Below are 11,571 nucleotides of genomic sequence, written 5' to 3' on the forward strand. Positions count from 1 at the left end.
GGGGCGACGGGCGTCAGACGCAGTCCGGCGACAGGCCTCAGCCGCCGGTCGGGCCGGTCGAGAAGTCGAACTGTTCGGGCTGGCGGCGCGGCCCGCCGAAGGACCAGCTCAGCCCCAGGTAGAAGGCGCGCAGGTTCAGATCCTGGTCGAGGCGCTCGCGGAACTGGGGCGTGTCATAGGTGGTGGCGCCGCCGAAGGAGTTTAGCAGGTCGCGGGCCGTGAACTGCAGCGATAGGGTGTCGTTCAGCTTGCGGCGGTAGCCGAAGTTCAGCATGCCGCCGCTCTCGCGCTTGCCTTGCGCCAGCAGCTGATCGCCCTGCCAGAACCCCATCAGTTGGACGAAATCCTTGGGCGTGGCCTGCCAGTTCAGGCTGAGGCGGCCGGTCACCATCTCGCCCTCGCGGTCGCGGCCGCCGGGGATGCCGGCTGCGTCGATCTCCTGACGGAAGGCGTTGACGCTGGCGTTGTAGCGCAAGGTGGGGTGCAGGCGGCCGCTGGCGGTCAGTTCGATCCCCAGATCGCGGCGGGCGCCCAGGTTCTCGGGCCGCGTCAGCAGGACCCCGCCGCCCACGTCGGTCGCCACCTCGGTAAAGGCCTTGGTCGTGTCGCGGAAATAGGCGGTGGCCTGATAGAAGCTCTGGCCCCGGCGCATCTGCCACATGGCCTCGAAGCTATCGGTCTCCTGCGGCTCCAGGTCCGGGTTGCCCGAGCGCAGGTTCAGCGGATCGCCATAGACCACAAACGGATTCAGCTGCGACGGCTGCGGCCGCTGGATGCGCCGCGAATAGCTGCCGCGCAGGGTCTGGGTCTCGGTCAGCTGATACTGCAGGTGGAAGGTCGGATAGGCGCGGAAATAGTCCTGAGACGCGCGCACGGCGTTGGTCACGTCCTCGACCTCGATGTCGGCCTGTTCCAGCCGCAAGCCGAACTGGCCGGACAGCTTCTCGCCGAAGAGACGCTCATAGGTGGCGTAAAGCGCCTGGACCGTCTGCTCGGCCTCGAACCGGTTGCTTTGCGACGGCACGAGCGCCAGGGCGTTCTCGGCGGGTCCCCGCCGAACCTCATTTTCCTGATCCGGCCGGGTGAGGTTCAGCTCATAGCCCGCGCGCAGCTTGGCGCCCTCGCCCATCGGCCGGGTGTAGGCGCTGGTGAAGCCGATCGTCTCCTGGGCGTTCAGGCCGCGCTGGGCCTCATACACCGTCGGCTGCATCGGGAGGCGGAAGACGTTGGCTGCCAGGGAGTCGTTCTCCTGATCGTTGCGATCATAGCGCAGCTCGTTCGACCATTCGTGCCCGGACGTATCGAACTGATGCAGAACCCGTCCGGTGACGCCCCAGCCCTTCATGGCGAAGCCGCCCGAGCCGTCGCGGCTATAGGCGCGCGTCAGGGCGCCCGAGGCGTCGCGCGTCTCGAACAGGCCGCGCACATCGCTGTCGATGTCGAAGCGATTGGCGCGCGCCTCGCCGGTCAGCATGGTTTTTTCCGTCAGCCGGTATTCAGCGGCGACGCGGCCGAAGACGCCGTCCTGGGTCGATTCAATATTTTGGGCGGTGGTCGTCGTGCTGACCACCGCGCCGGACGGGTTAAGCTGTTCGCGCAGGCGGTCGAAGGACAGGCTCTGCTCGTCGTGACGATAGCTGAGATCGCCGGTCAGGGTCAGCTTGCCCTGCTGGCGCGAGCCGCTGGCCCCGACGTTCCAGCGTCCATGATCGCCCACATTGGCGCGCAGCGACCCGGTCGTGACCGCCGCGCCCGGCGTCCCCGCGGCCGCAGCGGCGGCGACCGCCGCCGGAACCGGCTTGGTGATCAGATTGATGACCCCGCCCGAGCCCTCTGGGCTGTAGGCGGCGGACGGATTGGTCATCACCTCGATACGGGCGTAGCGATCGGCCGGCAGTTGCAGCACCGCATCGGCACGGTTCGGTCCCGACAGTATGGCCGACGGGCGGCCATCCACCAGCAGGGTGACATTGCCGTCGCCGCGCAGGGAGACGTTGCCCTGAGGATCGACATCGACGGAGGGCACATTGCGCAGGGCCTCGGCCAGGGTCCCGGTCGCCGCCTGAAGATCGTCGGCCAGACTATAGCTGATGGAGTCGATCGAGGTCCGCACATCATTGGCGCGGGCGCTGACGACGACATCGCCCACGGCGGCGGGCTGATCGTCCTTATCCGCCTTCTGCGGCAGAGTCTGAACGGGACGGTTCTGGGACGGCTGCGTTCCAGGCGAAGGCGTCTGCGCCAGAACCCCGGCTGCGGGCAGGGCCAGAACCACCCCCAGAAGGCGCGCGAACTTATATTTTGTCATGATGGGCGTCCTCGCACGGACGTCCCTCAACGTCCTGTTTCGCCGATATCAGCGTCCCGACGCATAACCGAGTTACATCTTTTTCATCCCCGAGGCGGGTCTGTGGCCAAGCCTGATTTCATTACAGCTCCGTAAGGTGCGCGGCGGCGCTTCGTCCTGTTAGGTTTTCAGCGCCCGTTTCTTCGACTGCGGGTGTTGGAAAGCCGCCCTCATGAAGAATCGTCTGATCCTGACCGCCTGCGCCTCGGCGCTGCTGCTCGGCCTGCCCGCCGCCGCCCCCGCCTGGGCCAAGGCGCCGCCCGCGAGCGCAACCGCGATCCAGGGCGGCGTCCAGGTGCCGCCGCTGGGCTTCCACAAGCGGGTGCTGGCCAACGGAATGGAGGTCTATACAGCGCGCGACGCCTCGACCTCGAACGTCACGGTGCAGGTCTGGTATCGCGTGGGATCAAAGGACGATCCGGCGGGCCGCTCGGGCTTCGCCCACCTGTTCGAGCACCTGCTGTTCAAGGCGACGAAGAACATGCCGTCCGAGACGTTCGACCGTCTGACCGAGGACGTCGGCGGCATGAACAACGCCTTCACCGCCGACGACGTGACCGCCTATTACGAGGTTGTTCCGGCCAACCACCTGCAGCGCATCCTGTTCGCCGAGGCGGACCGCATGGGGTCTCTGGTCGTCGACCAGAAGACCTTTGAATCCGAGCGCGACGTGGTGAAGGAGGAATACCGCCAACGGATTCTGGCCAGCCCCTACGGTCGCCTGTTCGGCCTGTTCGCGCCCGAGACCATCTATCAGGACCATCCCTATCGCCGTCCAGGCATCGGTTCGATCGAGGAGCTGGACGCCTCGACGCTGGACGACGTGCTGCGCTTCCACGCCACCTATTACCGGCCGGACAACGCCATGCTGATCGTGGCGGGCAATTTCGATCAGGCGCAGTTGGACGGCTGGGTCGACGAGTATTTCGCCCCGCTGAAGCGGCCGTCGACGCCCATGCCCGCCAATGACGTGAAGGAGCCCGAGCCCGCCGGCCCGCGCACCGCCACCTTCTATGCGCCGAACGTGCCCCTGCCCGCCGTGGCCCTGGCCTGGAACACCGTGGCCTATAAGGACGCCGACCGCGCGGCCCTGACGGTGCTGGACGGCATCCTGTCGACCGGCGAGAGCAGCCGCCTGTACCGTTCGCTGGTCTACGACAAGCAGATCGCCGCCTCGGCGGGCTCCAACCCTGATTTCGCCCAGCAGGCGGGCAATCTGGCCGCCTACGCCATCATGGCCGACGGCCAGACGGTCGAGACCGGCAAGGCCGCGCTTGAGGTCGAGATCGCGCGCCTGCGCGACGAGCCCGTCACCGCCGCCGAACTGGCCGAAGCCAAGAACGAACTGGTCGCCGACGCCCTGCGCGGCCGTGAAAGCATCGACGACCGCGCGACGACCCTGGGCATGGCGCTGATCATGACCGGGGATGCGACCGCCGCCGACCGCGAGATCGCCGAGATCCAGGCCGTCACCGCCGCTGACGTGCAGCGTGTGGCCCGCCGCTATCTGACGCCGCAGCGCCAGATCACCATCAACTACCTGCCCGCCGACGACGCCAACGCGCCCAGCGAGCAGAAGAAGAACGTCGACGCCCCGGTCACGGTAGCGTCTCTGGCGCCAGCCGGTCCGGTCGCCGTCCTGCTGCCCGAAGCCGAACGCGCCCGCCTGCCTCAGCCAGGACCTGAGGTGTCGCCCGCCACGCCCGCCATCGCCGACTTCCGTCTGGACAACGGCCTGCGCGTCCTGGTCGCCCCGACCAAGGGCCTGCCGCTGGTTTCGGCGCGCCTGAACTTCAACGCCGGCTCGGCCCACGATCCGGCAGGCAAGCCGGGCGTCGCCTCCATGACCGCCAGCCTGCTGACTCAAGGGACAACGACCCAGTCGGCGCCGGAAATCGCCACCGCCATCGAACAGCTGGGCGCCAACATCGGCGCGGGCGCGGGCGCCGATTTCACCAATGTCTACGCCAATGCGCCCAAGGACGTGTTCGGCCGGACCCTGACCCTGATGGCCGATCTGGTGCGCAATCCGGCCTTCGCCCAGGAAGAGCTGGAGCGGCAGCAGTCCCAGACCCTGGACGGCCTGCGCGTGGCGCTCAGCCAGCCGGGGGCCATCGCCGGCCAGTCGGTCGGCCGCGTGATGTACGGCGCGGCGCCCTATGGCGCACCCGGCTCAGGCACGGTGAACAGCATCCCCGCCCTGACGCGCCAGGACATGGCCGCCTTCCACGCCGAGCGGTTCCAGCCCTCGCAGGCGACCCTCGTCTTCTCGGGCGACGTGACCCCGGCCGAGGCGCGCGCCCTGGCGGATCAGGCCTTCGGCGACTGGCGCGACGCCGGTCCCGCCCCGTCCGCCATCGACAAGGCCGGTCAGGCGCTGGCGCCGCGCGTCGTCGTCATCGACCAGCCTGGCGCAGGTCAGGCCGCCGTGGTCGCCGCCATTCGCGGGATCAGCCGCACCGACGCCGACTACTTCCCGCTGACCCTCGGCAACACCCTGCTGGGCGGCGGCTTCTCCTCGCGCCTGAACCAGGAGATCCGCATCAAGCGCGGCCTCAGCTACGGCGCCCGCTCCTCGGTCGGCGCCCAACAGCAGACCGGCGTCTTCTCCGCCTCGACCCAGACCAAGAACGAGACGGCGACCGAGGTGGCCGACCTGATCCTTGAAGAGATCGGCAAGCTGGGGACCACGGCGGCGACCGAGGCCGAACTGGCGCCCCGCCGCGCCACCCTGGTCGGCGGCTTCGGACGCTCGCTGGAAACGGTGGACGGCCTGGGCGGCCTGGTCGCCAACCTGGCCCTCTATGACCTGCCGATGAGCGACCTGGCCGACTACGCCGGGCGGGTTCGCGCCGTCACCGCCGAACAGGTCGAAAGCGCCTTCGCTGAACACCTGCCGACGGACCGGGCCAGCCTGGTGATCGTCGGCGACGCGTCCAAGTTCATCGACGGCCTGCGAGCGAAATACCCCAACGTCGAGGTCATTCCCCTGAGCGAACTGAACCTGGACAGCGCGACGCTGAAGTAGGCCGACTTGCCACGGGCTCCGATTTCCGGCCTAGCTGGAAATCGGAGAACCTCATTATGCTGAAGACCGGATACGTCGCCCTGCTGGCGGTCGGCACGATCTGGCTGACCTGTTCGCCCGTACAGGCGCACTCGTCGGCGCTGGACCCTCTGAGCGACGCCCTGGAGTTGCTCCGGACCGATCCCTCTGCAGCCGTGGCCGCACTGGAGCCTCTGGTCGCCGCCGGCGATCCTGAGGCGGCGGCTTCCCTGGCTTCCGCGCTGGAACTTACCGGAGGCGACTCCGAACGGTCAGAACGCCTCTGGGCGCAGGCTCTGCGGGACGGGTCGCAGAACGCCCGCCTGAACATCGGCCTGCGACGATTGATGAACGATGATCCTGCCGACGATGCGCAAGCCATCGGCTGGCTCGAAGGTCTGGACGCGAAGTATCGGCCGGCCGCCGCCTATCCGCTGGGGCGGGCCTATCTCTTCGGCGCGGGAGTCCAACAGGATCTGAAAAAGGGAACCCGGCTGATACAGACGGCCGTCAGGGCGGACCCCGGCAATGTCGACGCGCAGTTCCTGCTGGGACGCGCCTATCAGGACGGCTGGGGCGTGCCGGTCGACGTCGCCGCCGCTCGCACACACCTGAGCCTTGCTGCGGACAGCGGCGATCCGCGCGCCCAGTGGAATCTCGGCATGCTGCTGCTGGACGGCGGGGCGCCTTCCGAGCTCGCGACGGCCTACCGTTACGTTCGTCAGGCGGCGGAACAGAATTTCGAAAGCGGCATGATTTCATTGGCGGTCATGCTGGCCGTGGGACAGGGCGTGGCGCCCGACCCCGCCGAGGCCCGCCTCTGGTATGCGCGCGCGGCCGAAAACGGCTCGGCCCACGCCCTGCGTGGTTTGGGCATGATGATACTGGTCGGCGAGGGCGGCGCCAGCGACCCGGTCAAGGGCGCGGCCTATGTCGAGCTAGCCGCAGAAGGCGGCGACGCCAATGCCGCGATCCTTCTGAGGCAGTTCGCCAAGCCCCTGTCTCAACTTCCCCGCGCCGACATCGACACCGCCAAGGCGAAATGGGTCAAGGATCACGGCGCGCCGCGCTAGGCTCCATTCACGTCGTCAGACACACCACCTGGGCGACGCGCAAGTCCTGGCGCAGGCGGTCGGAGACGGCGCCGTAGTTCTGGGTCGTCACCGCCTGGCCCAGAGCCGCCTCGTCGGCGCGTTGCTGGGCGCCGACCGCAGGCACGAAGGTGTCGGGCGCCGTGGTGTAGATGCGGCCGCGACGGGGCGACTCGGCGATGGTCACGCCCAGCACCCGGCCGCGTCGGTCCAGCACCGGCGCGCCCGACAGGCCCGACAGCGTGCCCTTTAGTCCCCGCGTGCGCCCGGCCTCGGCCCAGGCCAGCACCGGCTCGTCATAGGAGCGGTGGCCACGGATTTTGAGCGTTTCGCGACCGATCAGGCGCGAGGCGACCTCGCCCGGCCGGCCCTGCGGGAAGCCGGGGTGGAAGGCGCGCTGGCCCTTGTAGAGCGGCGCCTCGGGCGCGATCGGCAGGGCGGGCGGCCCGCCGTCGGTCAGCAACAGGGCCACGTCCGCCCGCGCCGCCAGCCGCACGTCAGCCGCCAGAGCCCGGGTCTTGTCGATCACCAAAGCGGGCTTGCGGCAGCCCTCGACCACATGGCGGGCGGTGATCCAGCGACCGTCCCCGGCGATGGAGAAGGCCGTGCCCGACACGGGCTCATGCTCGTCGGACGTATCCACGGTGACGGAAGGGTCGAAGGGAGTGATCGGCCCCAGAAGGGGGCCGAACGCCTCATCCTCATGCTGATCGTGAGGGGCGTCCGCGCGCTCGCCCCGGCTCAGCGAAGCGATCAGGATCACCCCGATGACGGCGGCGTAGATGGTCCAGTCCGGAAGGTGGGGAAAGCGCAATGCCGTCCCCTCAGCCCGTCAGGGCGGCAGCCAGGATCAGGGCGGTCGACAGCTTGGCCCCGGCCAGGACCACGGCGGCGGACACCTCGCCCTTCTCGATCCGTTGCGGCAGGCCGTGCAGCAGGAAGTCGACGACGCGGAAGGCCAGCAGTTGCAGCACCACCGTCGCCACGCCCCAGATGGCGATGTCGCGGATCGAGGTCGACACCGACAGGGACACAGCCAGCGGAATGGCCAGCCCGACCAGCACCCCGGCGAAGGCCACGGCGGCCGCTGGGTTGCCTTGCCGGATCAGGGCGATCTCGCGCCACGGCGTCAGCAGGGCGTAGACCGCAGCCCCCGCGGCCAAGAGGCCGAAGGTCACGGCCAGATGCAGCATCAGGATCGGAAAGCCCGTCGCAAAAGCCTGGAGTTCAGGCGTCGACAGCACGCCCGGCAACGACGAGGTCTCCATGACGACGAACCCTAGCCTCCCGATCTGAAGGGGAACGAAACCAAAACATTCTTGCCCGAAAGCTTGAGCCTTCCGCTAGGGCGCCCGCGCCACAGTCGGCGGACAAAGCGTCCAACCGGACGGTCGGCGGCCTCAGGCGGCGTCGACCGCCTCGCGCTCCGCCTTCAGACGCGCCGAGGCCCGCAGCTTCTCGCTCTCGGACTTCAGCTGGCCGCAGGCGGCCAGGATGTCGCGCCCGCGCGGCGTGCGGATGGGCGAAGCGTAGCCGGCCTTGTTCAGGATGGCGGCGAAGGTCTCGATCGTCTTCCAGTCCGAGCACTGATAGTCGGTGCCGGGCCAGGGGTTGAACGGGATCAGGTTCACCTTGGACGGGATGCCCTCGATCAGCTTGATCAGGGCGCGCGCCTCGGCGGGGCTGTCGTTGACGCCCTTCAGCATCACGTATTCGAACGTCACCCGGCGCGCGTTGGACAGGCCGGGATAGGCGCGGATGGCGGCCATCAGCTGATCCAGCGGATACTTCTTGTTCAGCGGCACCAGCTGGTCGCGCAAGGGATCGTTGGTGGCGTGCAGGCTGATGGCCAGCATGGCCGCCGTGCGCTCGCCCAGGGCGTTCAGTTGCGGCACGACGCCCGAGGTCGACACCGTGATCCGCCGCCGCGACAGGGCGATGCCCTCGTTGTCGGAGATGATGTCGATGGCGTTGGCCACGTGGTCCAGATTGTAGAGCGGCTCGCCCATGCCCATGAAGACGATGTTCGACAGGCGGCGGTCTTCCTTGGGCGAGGGCCACTCGTCCAGGTCGTCGCGCGCCACCTGGACCTGGGCCACGATCTCGGCCGTGGTCAGGTTGCGGACCAGCTTCTGCGTGCCGGTGTGGCAGAAGGTGCAGTTCAGGGTGCAGCCGACCTGTGACGAGACGCACAGAGCGCCGGCCCGGCCCACGTCCGGGATGTAGACGGTCTCGACCTCGATGCCCGGCGCCATGCGGATCAGCCATTTGCGCGTGCCGTCCTTGGACACCTGGCGCTCGACGATCTCGGGGCGGGCCAGCGTGAAGGCCTCGGCCAGCGCCGCGCGGGTGTCCTTGGCCACATCGCTCATCAGGGCGAAGTCGGTCACGCCGTAGTGGTGGATCCAGCGCCACACTTGCGAAGCGCGCATCCGGGCCTTCTCCGGCGGGCAAATCCCGGCGTCGATCAGAGCCTGGCGCAGTTCGTCGCGCGTCAAACCGCTGAGGTTGACGGGCGTCGTGGCTGAAGCGCTGGCGCGCGAAAGATCGAGCGTGATGCTCAAGGGCGGATGTCCTGCGGCGAAGAGTTGAGGCGGCGGCGTCTAGCACAGATGGGGCGTCTTGTCGCCTTTGGCCATGGCCGGCTTGATAGACGCCGAACGAGGCGCTAGAGGGGCGGCCGTTGGGGAGTAGCTTCCGGCATATCCCAGTCGGGATCGCGTCAACATACTTGCCTTAAGGGCATGGCGCGATCAGCGGATTTTGTTTCCGCCTAGCGAGACCAGCATGCTGCACACGTGGGGCCGGCCCGCGCGTGGAGCGTGCTGTCGTACGCCCGGCCGAGTTCCCGTCTTGATCATGATGTCCCCGTTCGCCGTTGCGGTGCTGTCCCTCAGCATGTCCGCCGACGCCTTCGCCGCCGCCATCGGCCGAGGCGCCCAGCATCGCCCAACCTTGCCCCAAGCCCTGCGCTCCGGCCTGGTGTTCGGCGTGGTCGAGGCGATCACGCCCCTGATCGGCTTCGCCCTGGGCGTGGCGGCCGCAGGCTTCGTCGAGGCGGTCGACCACTGGATCGCCTTCGGCCTGCTGGGCGCGGTCGGCGCCCGGATGATCTGGGAGGCGCTGAAGCGCGACGAGGATGCGGCCGAGGCCACCGTTCCCGTCGGCAAGGCGGCGTCGCGCGGTTTGCTGGCCCTGATCGCGACCGCTGTGGGCACCTCGATCGACGCGGGCGCCGTAGGCGTGGGCCTGGCTCTGCTGGAAGCCAATATCTGGCTGATCGCCTTGTGCATCGGCTTCACCACCTTCGTCATGGCGAGCCTCGGCCTGTTGATCGGCAAGGCGGCGGGAACGCGCCTGGGCAAGGTCGCCGAACTGCTCGGCGGCCTGGCCCTGATCGCTCTAGGCAGCAAGATTCTTCTGGAACATCTCGGCCTTCTGGCTGGTTAAAGCCGTCACGAACCGGCTTTGCGCTTGCCCCCCGCAGGCGTTTGCGGAACCCTCGGCCCTGACGCCCTAAGGCTGCATCCAAGGAGACCTCCATGCGTCCGCCGCTATTGCTCATCGCCGTCCTCGCGGCCCCTCTAGCCCTGGCCGGGTGCGCCACCGGCCGAGGCTTGCCGACCTATCAGGAAGAAATGACCAAGCTCGACGCCGAATGCGTGGCGCGCGGCGGCATCCTGACCCCAAGCGGCATGCAGACGGGCCGCCCCCAGACCGACTATCTGTGCAAGATGACCGGCGCATCGCGGCTTCGGCAGGACTGAGGCGCAAACCTCAAAGCCCGCGCGCCGCCCACGTCGAACCAGCCGCAAGCCGATATCCGGAAGCGAGACGCCCGCTGTCGGACGCGGCGAAAAGCAAAAAAGAGCGCTTGGAGGGGTGACGGGGCCGGCCCCGCCCCTGCGCATGCCGCGCCGTTCGACGGCCTTCACGCAGCCTAGAGCAATCCCACGCGCGTGCCGCGATTATCGCGCGCCGCTTCCATCGCAAGATCGCAGACACAGGCTGAGCGCCCGCCGCCGCCTGGACTTCCGCCCAGGCCTGGCTGACGGGCATAAGAAAACCCGTCTGCCGCATTGGGACTCAGACGGGCCTAATGAGCCGAAGCTCGTTATCCAAGTGGGAGACGCTCACCGAAACCGCAAGGGGCTCAAGATAAGAAGTTTCCGAAATCACGGAAATAAAAGGGTATTCGAACGGATGATAAAATAATCAATCCTTATGCTTGCATATGATGGCGCGCTCGTTCACCCTGCGGATGTCGATATCTCTGCGTAACGCCCTATTTCTTTGCGACGCATCGAGATTTTTCGTTTCCTTAGACCCGACAGCCCTCAGGACCTTTCCTCTGGGCAACCTTTTTCGGAGGTCATGGAAATGGCTACTGGTATTGTTAAGTGGTTCAACCCCACCAAGGGTTTCGGTTTCATCGCGCCTGACGCTGGCGGCGGCGACGTCTTTGTTCACATTTCCGCCGTTGAGCGGGCCGGCCTCACTGGGCTGAACGAAGGCCAAGCGCTGTCGTATGAGCTGGAGCACGACCAGCGCTCCGGCAAGGCTTCGGCGGGCCAACTCCAGGCCGCATAAGCGAACGCACCGGTTCACCGGCGCATCGAGGCCCGCCCCCCTATGGAGGCGGGCCTTGTCAATTCTGCAGACCGCGGCGCTCGATCAGGTACGACGGACCTTGAAGGTGCGGCGTCGCGCCGCAAGAGCCGGGGCGGCCTCTGCGAAAAAGTCGCTCGCCGATCCCCGAATGCCCTAATGGCGGTCCTGCGCCCTGGCTTGGAGCGCCCGCCTAAGTCCTTGATGTCAAGAAAGTCCGTGGTGGTTGGAGGCGGGATCGAACCGCCGACCTGTGGGTTATGAATCCACCGCTCTAACCATCTGAGCTACCCAACCCCATACGGAGCCTCTCGCCGGATCGAAACGACCCCGGGCGCGAGAGGGGTGCGTATATCGCCGCCTTCCGTTCGGTTCAAGCCGGTTCAGTGCGGATTTCGTGCAGGACCATCGGTCGCGGCGTCTTTCGGCTCGCGTAATGCGCTGCAAGCCTGCATCTTCGCTATCCAAAGCCACGCTGT

Annotated in this window: 9 protein-coding genes, 1 tRNA gene and 1 riboswitch; of the genes, 5 read left to right on the forward strand and 5 right to left on the reverse strand. The window is 67.6% G+C overall.

Annotated features, from left to right (window positions below; genetic code table 11):
* Positions 1-37: 37 nt before the first annotated feature.
* A complete protein-coding gene (locus ACLBV5_RS07190) occupies positions 38-2,308 on the reverse strand; it encodes a TonB-dependent receptor domain-containing protein (RefSeq protein WP_447605256.1) in 2,271 nt (756 codons plus the stop codon).
* A 211-nt stretch (positions 2,309-2,519) separates the two neighbouring features.
* On the opposite strand from ACLBV5_RS07190, the gene ACLBV5_RS07195 reads away from it, so the two are divergent.
* Both ACLBV5_RS07195 and ACLBV5_RS07200 read left to right on the forward strand, forming a co-directional pair.
* A complete protein-coding gene (locus ACLBV5_RS07195) occupies positions 2,520-5,375 on the forward strand; it encodes a M16 family metallopeptidase (protein ID WP_447605257.1) in 2,856 nt (951 codons plus the stop codon).
* 56 nt (positions 5,376-5,431) lie between these two features.
* Positions 5,432-6,466 carry a tetratricopeptide repeat protein gene (locus ACLBV5_RS07200; RefSeq protein ID WP_447605258.1) on the forward strand — a complete coding sequence of 345 codons (1,035 nt, stop codon included), beginning with the start codon at positions 5,432-5,434 and terminating at the stop codon, positions 6,464-6,466.
* A gap of 7 nt (positions 6,467-6,473) precedes the next feature.
* On the opposite strand, the gene ACLBV5_RS07205 is transcribed toward ACLBV5_RS07200, so the two are convergent.
* From ACLBV5_RS07205 to rlmN, 3 genes are all read right to left on the reverse strand, one after another.
* Positions 6,474-7,298: a S1 family peptidase gene (locus ACLBV5_RS07205; RefSeq protein WP_253121951.1), complete on the reverse strand. Its 825-nt coding sequence runs from the start codon at positions 7,296-7,298 to the stop codon at positions 6,474-6,476.
* 10 nt (positions 7,299-7,308) lie between these two features.
* Positions 7,309-7,752, reverse strand: a complete 444-nt coding sequence (locus tag ACLBV5_RS07210; RefSeq protein WP_029972642.1) for a DUF350 domain-containing protein — start codon at positions 7,750-7,752, stop codon at positions 7,309-7,311.
* Positions 7,753-7,884: 132 nt separating this feature from the next.
* Positions 7,885-9,048, reverse strand: a complete 1,164-nt coding sequence (gene rlmN, locus ACLBV5_RS07215) for a 23S rRNA (adenine(2503)-C(2))-methyltransferase RlmN (RefSeq protein ID WP_025978069.1) — start codon at positions 9,046-9,048, stop codon at positions 7,885-7,887.
* Between the two features lie 104 nt (positions 9,049-9,152).
* Positions 9,153-9,334, forward strand: a riboswitch (yybP-ykoY riboswitch).
* Between the two features lie 9 nt (positions 9,335-9,343).
* On the opposite strand from rlmN, the gene ACLBV5_RS07220 reads away from it, so the two are divergent.
* From ACLBV5_RS07220 to ACLBV5_RS07230, 3 genes are all read left to right on the forward strand, one after another.
* Positions 9,344-9,934, forward strand: a complete 591-nt coding sequence (locus ACLBV5_RS07220) for a manganese efflux pump MntP (RefSeq protein WP_303705074.1) — start codon at positions 9,344-9,346, stop codon at positions 9,932-9,934.
* Positions 9,935-10,026: 92 nt separating this feature from the next.
* Positions 10,027-10,251, forward strand: a complete 225-nt coding sequence (locus ACLBV5_RS07225) for a hypothetical protein (protein WP_278069960.1) — start codon at positions 10,027-10,029, stop codon at positions 10,249-10,251.
* Positions 10,252-10,864: 613 nt separating this feature from the next.
* Positions 10,865-11,074: a cold-shock protein gene (locus tag ACLBV5_RS07230; RefSeq protein WP_025978066.1), complete on the forward strand. Its 210-nt coding sequence runs from the start codon at positions 10,865-10,867 to the stop codon at positions 11,072-11,074.
* Between the two features lie 238 nt (positions 11,075-11,312).
* On the opposite strand, the gene ACLBV5_RS07235 is transcribed toward ACLBV5_RS07230, so the two are convergent.
* Positions 11,313-11,389 (reverse strand) — tRNA-Met (locus tag ACLBV5_RS07235).
* Positions 11,390-11,571 lie beyond the last annotated feature (182 nt).

This window comes from Brevundimonas sp. M1A4_2e, from assembly GCF_053345555.1.

Coding starts and splice junctions, on each gene's coding strand:
- ACLBV5_RS07190 (WP_447605256.1), bottom strand. CDS start 2,308: ATGACAAAATATAAGTTCGCGCGCCTTCTGGGGGTGGTTCTGGCCCTG.
- ACLBV5_RS07195 (WP_447605257.1), top strand. CDS start 2,520: ATGAAGAATCGTCTGATCCTGACCGCCTGCGCCTCGGCGCTGCTGCTC.
- ACLBV5_RS07200 (WP_447605258.1), top strand. CDS start 5,432: ATGCTGAAGACCGGATACGTCGCCCTGCTGGCGGTCGGCACGATCTGG.
- ACLBV5_RS07210 (WP_029972642.1), bottom strand. CDS start 7,752: ATGGAGACCTCGTCGTTGCCGGGCGTGCTGTCGACGCCTGAACTCCAG.
- ACLBV5_RS07220 (WP_303705074.1), top strand. CDS start 9,344: ATGATGTCCCCGTTCGCCGTTGCGGTGCTGTCCCTCAGCATGTCCGCC.
- ACLBV5_RS07225 (WP_278069960.1), top strand. CDS start 10,027: ATGCGTCCGCCGCTATTGCTCATCGCCGTCCTCGCGGCCCCTCTAGCC.
- ACLBV5_RS07230 (WP_025978066.1), top strand. CDS start 10,865: ATGGCTACTGGTATTGTTAAGTGGTTCAACCCCACCAAGGGTTTCGGT.